The organism is Micromonospora sp. NPDC005087, assembly GCF_042872965.1.
In the GTDB taxonomy this organism is placed as follows: domain Bacteria; phylum Actinomycetota; class Actinomycetes; order Mycobacteriales; family Micromonosporaceae; genus Micromonospora.
Window position 1 is genome coordinate 62,868 of sequence record NZ_JBIALB010000010.1, and the last position, 14,713, is coordinate 77,580.

A 14,713-nucleotide genomic window follows, 5' to 3' on the forward strand; every position below is an offset into this window, starting at 1 on the left:
GTCGGATCGTTGTGTCTTGTGGACCGGCGGGGTTGGCGTGCTGGGCGGCCCAGGTAGTACGGGCGGGCTGCGAAACGGCCGCCGTCCGTGACTAACCACCCCGCATACTCTCCCCCTTCCGCGCGTGACTCCGCTGGCAGCACCCTCCCCTCCGAGCACGGGCCCCCGCAGCCGATGATCGACGGGCCCACGGTGCCCTCGATGCCGGCCGTCGGCGCCTCGACCCTCCCGCTGACGCGGGCAGCAGACCAGGTGACCCCAGCGATCTCCGTCTGCATCGCTGTCCGGGACCGGCCCGAGCTCCTGGTGAAGTCCATCCAGAGTGTGCTCGCCGGCAGCTTCGACGATTTCGAGCTCATCGTGGTCGACGACGGTTCGGCCGTACCCGTTCGGGACGGGTTGGCCGAGGCGGGCCTGCTTGCCGACCGGCGGATCCGCCTCGTCCAGCAAAAGCCGACGGGGATCAGCGCCGCGCGCAACGCTGCCCTACGCATCGCCCGCGGCCGGTTCGTCACCGTGCTCGACTCGGACGACGAGTTGGCCCCCGACGGTCTGGCCCGGATGCAGGATTTCCTTGCTCAAACGGGTGCGCGCTGGGTCTACACCGACTACGAGGAGATCGTCGGCGGTTCGGCGAAGGTGATCAGGCTCCCCTCGTACCCGGATGCGCGTCGGATGCTCCGGTCCGTGCTGACTCGGCCCCGGCTGCCCTTCAAGCACTCCGGCATGACCATCGACCGTGAGTTGCTGCTACAGCTCGGCGGGTACGACGAGCAGATGTCCATCAAGGTGGATGTCGAGTTGGTCCTGCGTGCCCTCAGTAACGGGGTCCACCTGCAGCGACTCGACGAGCCGATCGTTCGATTCCATCGGCACAGCGGCAGCATCAGCCGGCGGCGCATCGCCGGTCTCGTCGCCTGGCGCAAGATGATCAAGATGTACAGCCGTCCACGTGTTCCGGGGCTGGCCCTCGTTGTCGTGGCGGTGCGTGCGGTGAGTGAGATCGGCAAATGGTTGGTCACGGCCGCCGGGCGGTGATCCGCCCCGGCACGGGACGGCGTCGTCGAACGCATGGAACGGCTCCGTGGTTACCGCCTCGACGCCGAGCGATCGGCACCGCGAGAAGCCGGCTCATGACGCTCTGATCCCGGAGCTGTCGGCGTGGTGCGATTTCGCGAAGGACTGGTCGGACCACAACAGCAGCGCCCGAATCGCCACTAGGCAGGGCACCGCACGGACGCATAAGGTGCACGTCGCGATCTCCCGTCGGGGGCGATGTGGGAAAGGAAGGTCGTGTCCGCGCACACTCAGTTCCTCTCGGCTGTCACGCCACAGCAGACGCCGAGGTTCGACCCCGACCTGGGGGTCATCACGCCACCTTCCAACGGCATGGCCCGGTCGGTGTTCGCGCGTCCGGTCGCGCCACGGGCCAACTGGCGTCGGCGCTACGTGGCCTGGCTGGTCCTGCTCGATGCCCTCGTTGCCCTGGCCGCCAGCCGGACGGTCGTCGCCCTGCTGGACGAGGCCGACGCCGGCTTCTGGGACCAGCGGGTGCTGGGGAACATCAGCTCCTTCACCCTCGTGGCGAACATCGGCGTCCCCCTGGGTTGGCTGATCCTGCTCGTCGCCGCCGGGGCGTATGACCAGCGTGCACTCGGGCTAGGCACCGAGGAACTCAAGCGGGTGGCCCGGGCCAACCTCGCGATGGCCGCCACGGTCTCGTTCCTCGCACTCGGCTTCAAGAAGGACCTGTCCCGGGCGACGGTCGCCGCCATCATCATCTGCCTGCTGCTCTACACCCTGGTGGCTCGCTTCGCCGCCCGGGTGGTGCTGCGCCGGATCCGACGCAGCGGGCGGGCCTCGCAGAAGGTGCTGCTGGTCGGCCGGCTCTCCGACGCGCTCGCGCTGCACGAGGTGGTGACCCGCAACTACGGAGCCGGGCTGCACCCGGTCGCCATCCACCTGCCACACCACCCCCGGCCGGGCGAGCGGGTGAACGCTCCGGTGCCGGTCTACGTCGGCTGGGACCTGGTGCCATTGGTCCAGCAGCTCGGCGCGGACACCATCGCGGTCTGTGGCCCTGCCAGTCTGGAGTCGTACGAGCTTCGCAAGCTCGCCTGGCAGTTGGAGGGCACCGGCCTGAACCTGGTGGTGGTCCCCCAGGTCACCGACGTCACCGGCCCGCGCATCCACGTCCGGCCGATCGAGGGCCTCCCGCTGCTCAACGTGGACGAACCCACCATCTCCGGCCTGTCGCTGCTGGTCAAGACCGTGCTCGACCGGGTCACCGCGCTGGTCGGTCTGGTGCTGCTGAGCCCGGTGCTGCTCGCCATCGCATTGGCCATCAGGTTCACCGACCCGGGGCCGGTGATGTTCCGGCAGACCCGGATCGGCCACGAGGGCCGCGCGTTCAAGGTCTGGAAGTTCCGGACCATGTACACCGACGCGGAGGAGCGGCTGGCCGCCCTGCAGCATCGGAACGAGAGCGACGGCCTGCTGTTCAAGATGAAGGACGACCCGCGGGTCACCCCGATCGGCCGGCACCTGCGGGCGCTCTCCCTGGACGAGCTGCCCCAGCTGATCAACGTGTTGCGCGGGCAGATGTCGCTGGTCGGCCCGCGCCCGCTGCCCACCGAGGACGACGACTACCGCGGTGACGTGCGCCGGCGGTTGCTGGTGCGCCCGGGCATCACCGGCCTCTGGCAGATCTCCGGCCGCTCGGACCTGACCTGGGACGACGCGGTCCGGCTGGACCTGCACTACGTGGACAACTGGTCGCTGGTGTACGACCTCGCCATTTTGTGGAAGACGGCCAGCGTCGTGCTGGCCCGGCGGGGCGCGTACTGATCCCGAATCCGTGGAACGCCGACGGGCGGTGGCCTCCTGGCCACCGCCCGTCGCTGTTCGTGGTGCCGCCTCCGCGGTCCGGGGACGGCGCCCTGCCGGGCGAGAGAACCTATGGCTTCTTCGCGCCGGCGATGATGTCCGGGACAGCGTCCCGGCGCACCGCGTCGTAGAACGACTTGACCCGGTTCGTGTCGGCCAGGACGACGCTCTCCGAACCGATCCGGCCGGTGCCCTTGGTGGGGCTGGTGACGAAGGTCAGGTTGCTGCCGCGGACGCCGCGCATCTGGTTCGCCGTCTCCAGCAGGGACAGCTCCTTGTCCACCGAGACCGAGCTCGAGGTGGCCTTGAGGAACGAGTTCAGCTTGCCGGGGTTGGTGAGGAGGCCACCGGAGGAGGCCTTGTCGATGATCGCCTTGATCACCTGCTGCTGGTGCCGGATCCGGGCGAAGTCACCGTCGGCGAACTGCTTGCGCTGGCGCGAGTAGTCGAGCGCCGCCTCGCCGTCCATCCGCTGCATGCCCTTGCTGAAGGTGCGGAACGGCGCGTGGATCGAGGTGAACTGCTTCTCCGAGTTGACCTCGATGCCGCCCAGCGCGTCGATGATCTCCTTGAACCCGGCGAAGTCGACCACCGCGACGTGGTCCACCCGTACCGCGGTGAACTTCTCCACGGTCTGCACCATCAGCGGAATCCCGCCCCAGGCGTACGCGGCATTGATCTTGGCATCCCGACCGCCGTTGTTGCCGTTCGCGGATCGGGGCACCGACACCCAGGTATCCCGGGGAATCGAGATCAGCTGAGCGCTGGACCGGTCCTTCGGCAGGTGGGCGAGGATGATCGTGTCGGTCCGCGAGCCGGAGGTCTTCTCCGGGTCGCGCGAGTCGCTGCCCAGGATCATGATGTTCATCGCGCCCTCGACCGTCGCCTGCGGGCGACCCTCCTCCGGCACGCCGTCGAACGCGTCCACGCGATCGATGCCCCCCTCGACGGAGCGCAGGTAGAGGCCACCGGCGATGACCGCTCCACCCCCCACCAGCGTCACCACCAGAAGGCTGATCAGGAGAATCCGCCGCCAGCGGCGTCGTTGGGGTGGCTGCGGGCCGACCGGCTCGCCGTCGTCCACCCGCTGTGGCTGGCCCGCAGTCCCGGTCGAGTAGTACGCGCCGGGTTGCGCGGTCTCATTGTGACGTGGCATGGCGCGATGCTACTCACCCGGCCTGCGGCCCGAGTACCCTCGTCCGGTCGGCGCCGCCCGCCGTCGGGTTGAACTGTCGACCGAACTCAATGGCAACTTCCTCTGCCGCACGGCGCGTCGGCCTGATAAGAAGCTCCGGTGGACGCAACGAAGCTCCGACGGGCGATCGCCCGTACCCGGCTCGCGCCCGTCGCAGCCTTCCCGAAACGGCTCGCGCGGGTCGCCCGGCACGACGCCAAGGTGCTGCGCACCTCGGCCCGCTGGCTGGTCACCTCCCGGGAGCACCACAACTACACCTACGAGCTCACCAAGCTCAGCCGCCACCACCTGGCCTGGTTCGTCAGTGTGGCCTGCGACCGCCCGGTCAAGCAGGTCCGCGGCTGGTTCGACGAGATCGAGTCCGACCAGCCGCTGCGGCAGCACATCGAGCGGGCCACCGCGGGCTCCGCCCGGCGAGGGCTGGCCGACAAACAGGTCCGCTACGCCCGCCGAATCGGCTGGTACGCGATGGTCCGAGCCACCCGCCCGGCGCACGTGGTGGAGACCGGTGTGGACAAGGGCCTGGGCAGCTGTGTGCTGGCCGCGGCACTGCTGCGCAACGCGCAGGAGGGCCACCCGGGCCGGGTCACCTCGCTGGACATCAACCCCGAGGCCGGCTACCTGGCCCACGCCGCTCCCTGGTCCGAGGTGGTCGACCTGGTGATCGGCGACTCGATCGCCTCGATCGGTGCTCTGGACCGCCCGGTCAACCTGTTCCTGCACGACAGCGACCACAGCCGGGCACACGAGAAGCGCGAGTTCGACGCGGTGGAGTCGAAGCTCGCCCCCGGCGCGATCCTGCTCACCGACAACGTCACCAGCACCAACGTGCTCGCCGAACACGCCGAGCGCACCGGCCGGCGGTTCCTCGCCTACCGGGAGAGCCCCGCCAACCACTGGTACCCCGGGGACGGCATCGGCGTGGCATGGTAGCCGGGTGCGGCTGACCTCGATCCACACGTACCCCGTCAAGGGTTGCCACCGGCTCGACCACGACGACGCCCTGGTGCATCCGTGGGGCCTGGCGGGCGACCGGCGCTGGATGGTGGTGGACGCCGACGGCGTCGGCGTCACCCAGCGGGAGACCACCCGGCTGGTCGACCTGCGCGCCACGGTTCATCCCGGCGGCCTCTCGCTGCGCGCCGGCGGGCAACCCGACCTCGACGTGCCCGAGCCGGCCGGCGGAGACCCGGTCGCCGTGCGCACCTTCCGCAGCCGGAAGATCCCGGTCCCCGCGCTACCCGGCGGGCCGGTGGCCGACGCCTGGCTCGGCGCGCTGCTCGGCCGGCCGGTCCGACTGGTCTGGCTGGCCCGGCCGACCCGACACCTTGCCGCCGGAGATCGCGAACACGACACCGGTGCCCAGGTCAGCTTCGCGGACGCCTACCCACTGCTGCTCGCGAACGCCGCCTCCCTCGACGCGCTCAACGACTGGCTCGCCGAGGCCGGGGAGGAGCCGGTGCCGATGGCCCGGTTCCGGCCCAACCTGGTGGTCGACGGAGCCCCTGCGTGGGCCGAGGACGACTGGGCCGGCCGGTCGCTGCGCATCGGCGACCTGCGGTTCCGTGCCGCCGGGCCGTGTGACCGCTGCGTGGTGACCACGACCGACCAGGAGACCGGGGTACGCACGAAGGAGCCGCTGCGCACCCTCGGCCGGTACCGCAACGTCCAACAGAAACTCCTCTTCGGGCTGCACCTGGTGCCCGTCGACAGTGGACCGATGATCGTCGGCGCCCCGGTCGTCATCGACGCCTGACCGGATGCCGACCGCCCCGGGTTGGCGGTGGCGAGTCTGACCGCAGGTCTGTTGCGGGAGCGCAGCGATCACCGTCCGTCGACACTGTCTTAGCTTTCGCTTAGCCGGCTTGTCCGGCCGACGACGGTTCGGGCAGCATCGCGTCGTGACGGACGGAAGCGCTCCCGGCGGCGTCGACATCGACATCGACCTCGACCGGGTTCCGGACGACCGGCCCACGCCCTCGTCCGGCCCCATCCCCTGGCTGGTCGCCACCAGCGTCACCGTCCTCGCGGCGGTGCTCGGGCTCACCCTTGCGCTGCGCTCCGGCTCCGCCCCCGCCTGCGCCGCCGGCCGTGCGCTCGCCGCGCCGCCCACCGGCACCGCCACGCACAGCGGCAAGGCGACCTTCTACGACTCGAACGGTGCCGGCGGCAACTGCTCGAACCCGGCAGCCCCGGCCAACCGGCTCTACGTCGCGCTCGGACCGACGGAGTACGCCGCCGGCGCCGCCTGCGGCGGGTTCCTCGACGTGACCGGCCCGAAGGGCAGCGTCCGCGTCCTGATCATGGATCAGTGCCCGGAGTGCGAACCCGGGCACCTCGACCTGTCCCGCGAGGCGTTCGCCCGGATCGCCGACCCGGTCCAGGGCCTCGTTCCGGTCACCTACCGCGCGGTGGTCAACCCGCCACTACCCGGCCCGCTCACCTTCCGGATCAAGGAGGGCGCGTCGCAGTTCTGGTTCGCCGTCCGGGTGGGCAACCACGGCAACCCGCTGCGCGCCGTGGAGGTCCGGCAGCGTGACAGCGGCCCGTGGCAGTCAGCCACACGGCAGGACTACAACTACTGGTTGATCGCCTCCGGCGCCGGCGCCGGCCCGTTCACGATCCGGGTGAGCGACGTGTACGGGAACCGGGCGACCGTCGCCGGCATCCGGATGGCGCCCGGCCAGGTCCAGACCAGCACAGTCCGCATGTACGGGCGCGGCGCGGCGCCCGCCAACTCCCGTCCGCCCGCGTCGGCCCGGCCGTCCGCCAACCGACCAGCGGGTACGCCGACGCCCGCCCGCCGCCCGGCCGAGGTGGCGAAGGCGAGCACGCCGGCCACCGCGGTGGCCGACCCGCCGACCACCCGACCGGCCGGGGCCTCGGCCCGCTGGTGCGCGAGCTGACCGCTCAGTCGGCCGGCCTTAGGTCGAGCCACATCAGGATTTCGTCCCGGTCGTCACCGGGCGCCACCCGCAGCGCACCCGGCAGGCGACCGATCTCCCGGTACCCCAGGCGGCGGTAGAACCCGTCCAGCCCCAGCCCGTCCCGCACAGTCACGTGCAGCGCCTCGTAACCCAACTCCCGCCCCAGCCGGGTGGCCTCGCGCATCAGCGCCGAGCCGTAGCCGGCGCCCTGGGTGTCCGGGTGGATCATCACGCGCTTTAGCACGCACCAGTGCGCCTTGAGAGGGAACCGGTTGTCGCAGAAGATCAGCACGGCCACCAGCCGGTCGCCGGCGTACCCGACCAGCAGCCGGTCCGGTCCGTCGGCGATGCCGGCGAACGTCGGGTCGGCGGTGGCGCGGACGTCGGCCGCGGTGACCGGGGGCACGAAGCCGACCGCGCCGCCGGCATTGGTGACGTCCACCCAGAGGGCGACGATCTCGGCGCGCAGCTGCGGGGTGAGGTCGGGATCGAGGACGAAGCGCAGACTCACGCCCGCCATCCTGACCCCGCGACCAGGGTGTCGGCCCGTGATCGTGACATGCACGACAGGGGCCTCTGATCGAGCTGAGGTGCTTCGTCTCGCGACGAAGACGTGGGGCCGACGGGATTCGAACCCGCACTGGTACGGACCTAAACCGTATGCCTCCTGCCGTTGGGCTACGGCCCCTTGATGCTGTACTCCACCAGCGTCCATGGCCATTCTTGTCGACGAGGCAGGCGTCTGCCTATCCGGAAGCCGGTTGGAGTGACAGCGTCAGGATCGTAGACCACCTCGGGCTCGACGTGAGCGGGTCGTCGCTGGCCGGCGTAAGTGGATGTCTGGCTGTGACAATTGGGGCACAGTAGCCGGAGGTTCTGCGGCTGGTTGTCGAGGAAGTCCCCGTTGATGTGATCGACGTGCAGGGTCAGCTTGCCCCCTTGCCACGTCGATCCAACGCCGCAGACCTCACAGCTCTCGGGCAGACCGATCGTCGCCAGGGCGCGTTTGAGGCGGACGCCCGGGATCCGGCGCGAGCCCTCGGGCAGCACCACGAGCAGATCTTCGGGCGACATCCGCCGCCAACGCACGCCCCGATTGTGGACGCTGCCGGTGAAGTGGGACGTGTCGACGCCGAAGCGCTTGAGCTGCCGACTGATGTGCGCGTGGGAGCCGCCGCTGACTCGGATGCCGAGCAGCCGCATCACCTCGGTGATGTTGCGAGCGGCGGCGGCCGCCGCGGCCAAAGCCTCGGGCGTGTACTTGTATCTGACCACCCACAGATGGTGACGGCCCGGTGCGACAGTCTCAGTCCAGGCCGAGGTCGCGGCGGAGCTTGGCGACGTGCCCGGTGGCCTTGACGTTGTAGAGCGCCCGCTCGATCTTGCCGTCGGCGTCGATGACGAACGTCGAGCGGATCACGCCGGTCACGGTCTTTCCGTACATCTGCTTCTCGCCGTAGGCGCCGTACGCGGTGAGCACCGCCTTGTCCGCGTCGGACACCAGCGCGAAGGTGATCGCGTCGCGGTCGCGGAACTTCGCCAGCTTCTCCGGCTTGTCCGGGGAGATGCCGACCACCTCGTAGCCGGCGGCCTGGAGGGAGGCGAGCGAGTCGCGGAAGTCGCAGGCCTGCTTGGTGCAGCCGGGGGTCATCGCGGCCGGGTAGGCGTAGAGGACGACCTTGCGGCCTCGCAGGTCGGCCAGGGCGAGTTGGTCACCGTTGTCGGTGGGGAGGGTGAACTCGGGTGCGGGGTCACCGGGGGAGAGACGGTCGGGCGCGGTCATGGCCCGACGATACCGCCGGGCTCGCCGGTGCCGCCGCAGGCGACGCGCCGAGCATTCGCGGCCGACGGTCGGTGACCCCAGTCCGAAATGGTGATCAAGGACATGCCTTGTTGCCAAGGTATGGCAACAACGAGGTTTGGGAAATAGGCTGACCCCGCCGGCCCGAACGGGTCCGCTGACGCGTGGGAGGTCGCGTGGAAACCCTGGCGATGCACATCTCGAACGGGATCATCGATGGTCCCGTCGCAGCGGTCTTCGCGGCGCTCGCCCTGGCCGCGCTCACCGGCTGCGTCCTGCGCGGCCGGCGCGACCTGGATGACCGCCTGGCCCCGATGGCCGGCCTGGTGGCCGCGTTCATCTTCGCCGTCCAGATGCTCAACTTTCCGATCTTCACGGCCGGGGTGAGTGGCCACCTGCTCGGTGGTGCGCTCGCCGCGATGCTGGTCGGCCCGTGGGTCGGCGCGCTCTGTGTGTCGGTGGTGCTGGTCGTGCAGGCGCTGATCTTCGGTGACGGGGGCGTGGCGATGCTCGGGCTCAACATCACCAACATGGCGCTGCTCGGCACCGCCGCGGCGTACGTGTTGATCGCGGTGCTGCTGCGGGTGCTGCCCCGCACGCCCGCCGGCCTGGCGGTCACCGGGTTCGTCGCCGCGATGCTCAGCGTGGTGGTCGCATCCCAGGGCTTCGTCCTGCAGTACTGGCTCGGCGGCACCACCGACCTGGGCGGCAACCTGGCCGGCCTGGCCGGCACGATGGCCGGCGCTCACTTGCTGATCGGCATCGGCGAGGGTCTGATCACCGCCACCACCGTGGTCACCGTGGCGAAGGTGCGCCCCGATCTCGTCTACGCGCTGCGCGGGCTGCGTCCCGCGACCGTACCCACCGTTCCGGCCGTCGGAGGTGTCCGATGAAGAACCGCTCGTGGGCCTTCCTGGCCGGTGGCCTCCTGGTCGCCCTGCTGCTGGCGGGGGTGGTGAGCAACTACGCCTCGTCCCACCCGGACGGGCTGGACTCGTCGCTGCTGAAGGGGTGCACCGTCGACGCCGATGACAACATCGTCGGCGGCAACTGCCCGGCCCAGCAGGCCCGGGATCACGAGTTGGGGGACAGCCCGCTCGCCGACTACGGGGTGCGCGGCGTGGAGAACAGCTTCCTCTCCACCGGCCTCTCCGGGGTGCTCGGCGTGCTGGTCACCTTCGCGATCGGCGCCGGAGGTTTCTGGCTGCTGCGCCGCCGTGGCGGCACGGCGACCCAGGGCGACACGGCGACGCCCGCCGAGGGCGCGACGCCGGCCGAGGGTGACGCGGCCACGTCCCGCGCCGGCGCGGCCGGCTGAGCAAGGGGAGTACGCGGATGGGTGCCGGTCACGGGCACGTGCTGTACCGGGAGTCCGACTCGCCGGTGCACCGGCTCCCACCCGAGGTCAAGATCGTGGCGATGGTGGTCTTCACGGTCGCCGTGGTGGCCACCCCGCGCGCCGCGTTCTGGGCCTTCGGCGCGTACGCCCTGCTGGTGGCGGCGGTGGCGGCGCTGGCCCGGGTGGGGCCGCGGTGGCTGCTCAGCCGGGCGCTGATCGAGCTGCCGTTCGTGCTGTTCGCCGTCGCGCTGCCGTTCCTCGGTGCCGGCGAGCGGGTCGACGTGCTGGGCCTGCGGCTGTCCGAGGACGGGTTGCACGGCGCGTGGAACATCGTGGCCAAGGGCACCCTGGGCGTTCTCGCCTCGCTGCTGCTCGCCGCGACCACCACCACCCGGGACCTGATCGTCGGGCTGGACCGGCTGCACTGCCCGCAGGTGCTCACCCAGATCGCCACGTTCATGCTGCGCTACCTCGACGTGCTGGTCGGCGAGGCGCGGCGGATGCGGGTGGCCCGGATCTCCCGGGGTGACGATCCGCGCTTCCTGTGGCAGTTGCGGGGCTTCGCCGCCGGGATCGGGGCGCTGTTCCTGCGGGCCTTCGAACGCGGCGAGCGGGTCTACCTGGCGATGCTGTCCCGGGGCTATTCCGGGCGGATGCCCGAGGTGTGGCAGGGCGACGGTGCGGCGACCGCCGGTCAGTGGCTGGTCGCGGCGACCGTGCCGGTGGTTGCGGCCTCCATCGCCGCCACCGCCGTCGTGCTGACATGATCGGTGTCGTGCAGACCGCTGTCTCGCTGGACGTACGTGGCGTTCGGTACGCGTACCCGGATGGGCATGTCGCCCTGCACGGGGTGGACCTGACCGTGCCGCGTGGGGACCGGGTGGCGCTGCTCGGGCCCAATGGCGCCGGTAAGACCACGCTGGTGCTGCACCTCAACGGCATCCTCACTCCGACCGAGGGCAGTGTGAGCGTCGGCGGGCTGACCGTGACGCCGGACCGGGCCACCCTGTCCGAGGTGCGCCGCCGGGTGGGCATCGTCTTTCAGGACCCGGACGACCAGCTCTTCCTGCCCACCGTGGCGCAGGACGTGGCGTTCGGGCCGGCGAACCTGGGCCTGCGCGGGGCGGAGCTGGCCGCCCGGGTGGACGAGGCGCTGGCCGCGGTGGGGATGAGTGAGCACCGGGACCGGGCGCCGCAGCACCTCTCCTTCGGGCAGCGCCGCCGGGTGGCGGTGGCCACCGTGCTCGCCATGCACCCGGAGATCCTGGTGCTGGACGAGCCGTCGTCGAACCTGGACCCGGCGGCGCGGCGCGAGTTGGCCGAGATCCTGCGCGAGCTGCCGGTGACGCTGCTGATGGTGACGCACGACCTGCCGTACGCGGCGGAGCTGTGCCAGCGCTCGGTGATCCTGGATGGTGGCCGGATCGTCGCCGACGCCCCCACGCTGGACCTGCTGGCCGACTCGACGCTCCTGGCCCGCCACCGCCTGGAACTGCCGTACGGCTTCGCTCCGCGCCCCTGACCGGCGGCGGGTCAGGTCCGGGCGGCGGCGGCGGTTCGGGAGGCGGCGTGCAGGCGCAGGACGCCGGCGGTGGTCGCGCCGGCGCCGATGATCAGCACCAGCGCCACCATGACCCGGGCGACCTCGGCCGGCCAGGGCACCGGCGCGACGGACCGGGCGAACACCGCGGCGTTGGCCACCCCGGCGAAGAGTGCCAGGCAGGCCCCGGCCAGCGCCACCGCGAAGTCGGCGGCCGGGCGGCGGGCCAGCGCGTAGCAACCGGCGGCGATCGCGCCGAGACCGGTGAGCAGCGACCAGACCTGCCCGGACAGCAGCCCCACCAGGACTCCGCCCACGCCCTGGGCGCCGGCGTCCAGCTCCCGGCCCACCGGGTAGAGCACGGCGACGGCGCCGCCGGCGATCAGCAGCACGCCCAGGGCGGACAGCGCCCGGGCGCCGGTCGGCGCGGCGGCGGCGAGCAGGCCGAGCGCGCCCACCGCGAGCAGCCCGACGATGGTCACCGCCCACCAGGTGTACGCGTCCGGCGGCGGCAGCCAGTCCAGCGTGCCGCGGATCTGCGCCGGGTCGCCGCCGTCGCGCAGCGGGATCGTCCAGTCCCGGACCCGGTGCTCGCGGTCCGGCGCGGCGCGTACCGCGTCCGGCGGTTGCGACTCCCGCCACAGCGCGCGCTGGTCGTGCCAGCGCACCGTGGTTCCTTCGGCGACCCGCTGCCAGGAGGGGGTGGCCGCCGGGTCCGCCTCGGCGGGCAGCGTGGTGTCCCCGGCGATGGTGCGGTTCAGGTACGTGGCGGGGGAGCGGGTGTTCTCGAAGACCCCGTCCGGGCCGATCCGCAGGTACGGCTCACCGGAGTAGCCGATCACCTCGATCGGGCGGCCGGTGCGGTTGGTCAGCTCCAGCCGGGCGCCCGCCTCGACCACCCGTACCTCCAGCCCGGGCCGGGCCGGGGCGACGCCGGTGGTCCGGGTGCGGTAGTCGGTGGCGTCCGGGGCGTCGGCGCCGTGCGCGGCGGCGGGTGCCGCGGTGAGCAGGGTGGCCGCGCAGGCGGCGGTGGCGACCAGGCCGGCGCGGGCCAGCAGGGTACGGATCACTTGCCGGCCGCCGCCACGGCCGCGGTGAGACCCTGCGGGCTGCGGTCGGCGAGCGGCTGACCGTTGACCAGGATGGTCGGCGTGCCGGTGACGTCGCCCCGGCTGGCCTCGTCGGTGACGTGCTCGGTCCACGTCCGGTACGTGTTGTCCTTGACGCAGCCACCGAACGAGCCCCGGTCGAGGCCCACGCCGGCGCCGATGTCGATCAACTCGTCGTCGGTGAGCCCGGCGCTGCCTTCCGGCGGTTGCCTGTCGAAGAGCGCCTTGGCGTACTCGCGGAACTTGCCGCCAACCGCGGCGCAGCCGGAGGCGGCCGAGGAGCGGGTGGAGTACTCGGTGGTGGAGAAGCGGTTGAGGTACGCCACCGGGTGGTAGACGACCTTCGCCTTGTTCTCGGTCACCAACTGCTCCAGGGTCGCCCCGCTGGTCTGCTCGAACTGTTTGCAGGCCGGGCAGAGGAAGTCCTCGTAGACGTCGACGGTGACCGGCCCGCCACCGGTGACGATGCCGGTGCCGTCCGCGTTGGCGCCGGGCGGGGTGGTGAAGTCGTCCGAGCGCTGGCTGGACCAGACGCCCCAGCCGATCAGGCCGGCGATGACCAGCACGGCGACCGCGGCGGCGGAGACCCAGACGGTGCGGCGGCGCCGCCGTTCGCGGGCCAGCTGCTGGCGGACAACCCGGGCCGCGTCCCGCTGCCCCTTGCGACTACTCATCCTCGTCCTCCACGGCGGGTTCACCGGACAGCCACCCGTCCACCGAAACGGGCGTACGTGGCCAGATCAGCAGAAAGCCGGCTAGCACCAAGAATCCCAGGTCGCGCAGGATCTCCGGGAGATAACTGGGTGCCTGCCCCTCGGCGAGCTGCCCGCCGCTGCCGAAGCAGCCGCAGTCGATGGCCAGGCCACGCACCCAGGCCGAGGCGATCCCGGCGATGAAGACCACCAGCAGCGCGGCCGAGACACCGGCGGTGAGCCGGGTGGCCAGACCGAGCAGCAGCAGCACACCCAGCGCCAGCTCGACGAAGGGCAACGCGGCGCCGACCGCGGTCGCCACGTCATACGGCAGCACCTGGTAGGCGTTCACGGCCCGGCCGGAGGCGGCCAGGTCGCCGACCTTCGACGCGCCGGCGATCAGCCAGACGGCGGCGAGGCCGAGTCGGGCCGCGATGCCGAGCCAGGGCCGGGCGGTGGCCCAGCGACCGACGTGGCCGGAAGGTGCTGTCACGGTCATTGGTCGTCCCGTCTCCGCCGGAAGTTCCCGGCTCAGCCGGTCAGGGCGTCGCCGACCGCCTCGACCAGATCGTCGCGGGCCCGGGCGACCCGGGATCGGATCGTGCCCACCGGCACCCCCTCCACGGCGGCGGCCTCGGCGTACGACAGGCCGAGCAGCTGAGTGAGCACGAACGCGGCCCGCCGCTCGGCGCTCAACCGGCCAACCAGGTCGGCGGCGCCGAGCTGCCCGGCCGGGTCCGGGTGCGGGCGGTCGGTGTACGCGTTCGCGGCCAGCCGCTCGTCGAGCCGACGTCGGCGGATCACCGTACGCAGGTGATCGGCGCAGGTCCGCCGGGCGATGCCGAGCAGCCAGGTACGGGCGCTGGAGCGACCCTCGAACGCGGGCAGCGCCCGGAAGGCCCGCAGGTACGTCTCCTGCGTCAGGTCGTCGGCGCTGTCCGGGTCCACCAGGGCGGCGACGAACCGCCAGACCTCGACCTGGGTCAGCCGGACGAACGCGGCCTGGGCGGTCGGGTCGCCGCCGCGCGCGGTCAACGCCCACTCGGTGGCCGGATCCCGGGCGCCGCCATCGGCCGGGTCGGCCGGACCGGCGGCACCGGTGTCACGCGGGACGGGGATCACGACAAACCAGGTTACGCGGCGCCGGGCGCGACAGCAGAGCCCTTCGGCCCCTGGATGTTCTGCGCCACGTCGGGAACTTTTCCCCGCCCTGGGCCGACTACC

Annotated in this window: 17 protein-coding genes and 1 tRNA gene; 9 read left to right on the top strand and 9 right to left on the bottom strand. The window is 71.7% G+C overall.

The window, feature by feature from the left end; genetic code table 11:
* Window positions 1-252: 252 nt before the first annotated feature.
* Window positions 253-1,038 carry a glycosyltransferase gene (locus ACFYPS_RS22720; RefSeq protein WP_354967971.1) on the top strand — a complete coding sequence of 262 codons (786 nt, stop codon included), beginning with the start codon at window positions 253-255 and terminating at the stop codon, window positions 1,036-1,038.
* A gap of 351 nt (window positions 1,039-1,389) precedes the next feature.
* On the top strand, window positions 1,390-2,847 hold the full coding sequence (locus tag ACFYPS_RS22725; protein ID WP_354967995.1) for a sugar transferase: 1,458 nt from the start codon (window positions 1,390-1,392) through the stop codon (window positions 2,845-2,847).
* Between the two features lie 109 nt (window positions 2,848-2,956).
* Here the strand turns inward: ACFYPS_RS22725 and ACFYPS_RS22730 are convergent, their stop codons facing one another.
* Window positions 2,957-4,042, bottom strand: coding sequence for an LCP family protein (locus ACFYPS_RS22730; protein ID WP_354967972.1), 1,086 nt, complete (start codon window positions 4,040-4,042; stop codon window positions 2,957-2,959).
* A gap of 138 nt (window positions 4,043-4,180) precedes the next feature.
* On the opposite strand from ACFYPS_RS22730, the gene ACFYPS_RS22735 reads away from it, so the two are divergent.
* The 3 genes from ACFYPS_RS22735 to ACFYPS_RS22745 all read left to right on the top strand — a co-directional run bounded on the left by ACFYPS_RS22735 (window position 4,181) and on the right by ACFYPS_RS22745 (window position 6,987).
* On the top strand, window positions 4,181-5,014 hold the full coding sequence (locus ACFYPS_RS22735; protein WP_354967973.1) for a class I SAM-dependent methyltransferase: 834 nt from the start codon (window positions 4,181-4,183) through the stop codon (window positions 5,012-5,014).
* Between the two features lie 4 nt (window positions 5,015-5,018).
* Window positions 5,019-5,837, top strand: coding sequence for an MOSC domain-containing protein (locus ACFYPS_RS22740; RefSeq protein ID WP_354967974.1), 819 nt, complete (start codon window positions 5,019-5,021; stop codon window positions 5,835-5,837).
* 145 nt (window positions 5,838-5,982) lie between these two features.
* On the top strand, window positions 5,983-6,987 hold the full coding sequence (locus tag ACFYPS_RS22745) for an expansin EXLX1 family cellulose-binding protein (RefSeq protein ID WP_354967975.1): 1,005 nt from the start codon (window positions 5,983-5,985) through the stop codon (window positions 6,985-6,987).
* 4 nt (window positions 6,988-6,991) lie between these two features.
* On the opposite strand, the gene ACFYPS_RS22750 is transcribed toward ACFYPS_RS22745, so the two are convergent.
* The 4 genes from ACFYPS_RS22750 to bcp all read right to left on the bottom strand — a co-directional run bounded on the left by ACFYPS_RS22750 (window position 6,992) and on the right by bcp (window position 8,791).
* On the bottom strand, window positions 6,992-7,528 hold the full coding sequence (locus tag ACFYPS_RS22750; protein WP_354967976.1) for a GNAT family N-acetyltransferase: 537 nt from the start codon (window positions 7,526-7,528) through the stop codon (window positions 6,992-6,994).
* Between the two features lie 94 nt (window positions 7,529-7,622).
* A tRNA-Leu gene (locus tag ACFYPS_RS22755) sits at window positions 7,623-7,696 on the bottom strand.
* Entirely contained in the window at window positions 7,687-8,283 is a 597-nt protein-coding gene (locus tag ACFYPS_RS22760; RefSeq protein WP_354967977.1) for an HNH endonuclease signature motif containing protein, read from the bottom strand. The genes ACFYPS_RS22755 and ACFYPS_RS22760 overlap by 10 nt, the downstream gene beginning before the upstream one ends.
* Window positions 8,284-8,314: 31 nt before the next feature.
* Window positions 8,315-8,791 carry a thioredoxin-dependent thiol peroxidase gene (gene bcp, locus ACFYPS_RS22765; protein ID WP_354967978.1) on the bottom strand — a complete coding sequence of 159 codons (477 nt, stop codon included), beginning with the start codon at window positions 8,789-8,791 and terminating at the stop codon, window positions 8,315-8,317.
* A gap of 194 nt (window positions 8,792-8,985) precedes the next feature.
* Here bcp and ACFYPS_RS22770 point away from each other — a divergent pair, with 194 nt between their 5' ends.
* The 4 genes from ACFYPS_RS22770 to ACFYPS_RS22785 are packed head-to-tail and all read left to right on the top strand — an operon-like array spanning window position 8,986 to window position 11,670.
* On the top strand, window positions 8,986-9,702 hold the full coding sequence (locus ACFYPS_RS22770) for an energy-coupling factor ABC transporter permease (RefSeq protein WP_354967979.1): 717 nt from the start codon (window positions 8,986-8,988) through the stop codon (window positions 9,700-9,702).
* On the top strand, window positions 9,699-10,127 hold the full coding sequence (locus ACFYPS_RS22775) for a PDGLE domain-containing protein (RefSeq protein WP_354967980.1): 429 nt from the start codon (window positions 9,699-9,701) through the stop codon (window positions 10,125-10,127). The genes ACFYPS_RS22770 and ACFYPS_RS22775 overlap by 4 nt, the downstream gene beginning before the upstream one ends.
* 17 nt (window positions 10,128-10,144) lie before the next feature.
* Window positions 10,145-10,915 carry a cobalt ECF transporter T component CbiQ gene (gene cbiQ / locus ACFYPS_RS22780; RefSeq protein WP_074317458.1) on the top strand — a complete coding sequence of 257 codons (771 nt, stop codon included), beginning with the start codon at window positions 10,145-10,147 and terminating at the stop codon, window positions 10,913-10,915.
* Window positions 10,912-11,670: an energy-coupling factor ABC transporter ATP-binding protein gene (locus ACFYPS_RS22785; RefSeq protein WP_387326853.1), complete on the top strand. Its 759-nt coding sequence runs from the start codon at window positions 10,912-10,914 to the stop codon at window positions 11,668-11,670. Before cbiQ ends, ACFYPS_RS22785 begins: the two co-directional genes overlap by 4 nt.
* Window positions 11,671-11,681: 11 nt before the next feature.
* Here ACFYPS_RS22785 and ACFYPS_RS22790 read toward each other — a convergent pair whose 3' ends face one another.
* From ACFYPS_RS22790 to ACFYPS_RS22805, 4 genes are read right to left on the bottom strand one after another with little or no spacing between them, the layout of a single operon-like run.
* Window positions 11,682-12,758: a hypothetical protein gene (locus ACFYPS_RS22790; protein WP_387326856.1), complete on the bottom strand. Its 1,077-nt coding sequence runs from the start codon at window positions 12,756-12,758 to the stop codon at window positions 11,682-11,684.
* Window positions 12,755-13,471 carry a DsbA family protein gene (locus tag ACFYPS_RS22795; RefSeq protein ID WP_387326859.1) on the bottom strand — a complete coding sequence of 239 codons (717 nt, stop codon included), beginning with the start codon at window positions 13,469-13,471 and terminating at the stop codon, window positions 12,755-12,757. Before ACFYPS_RS22795 ends, ACFYPS_RS22790 begins: the two co-directional genes overlap by 4 nt.
* On the bottom strand, window positions 13,464-13,988 hold the full coding sequence (locus ACFYPS_RS22800) for a MauE/DoxX family redox-associated membrane protein (RefSeq protein ID WP_387326861.1): 525 nt from the start codon (window positions 13,986-13,988) through the stop codon (window positions 13,464-13,466). The genes ACFYPS_RS22795 and ACFYPS_RS22800 overlap by 8 nt, the downstream gene beginning before the upstream one ends.
* Before the next feature lie 32 nt (window positions 13,989-14,020).
* Entirely contained in the window at window positions 14,021-14,611 is a 591-nt protein-coding gene (locus ACFYPS_RS22805) for a sigma-70 family RNA polymerase sigma factor (protein WP_354967985.1), read from the bottom strand.
* Between the last annotated feature and the right edge of the window lie 102 nt (window positions 14,612-14,713).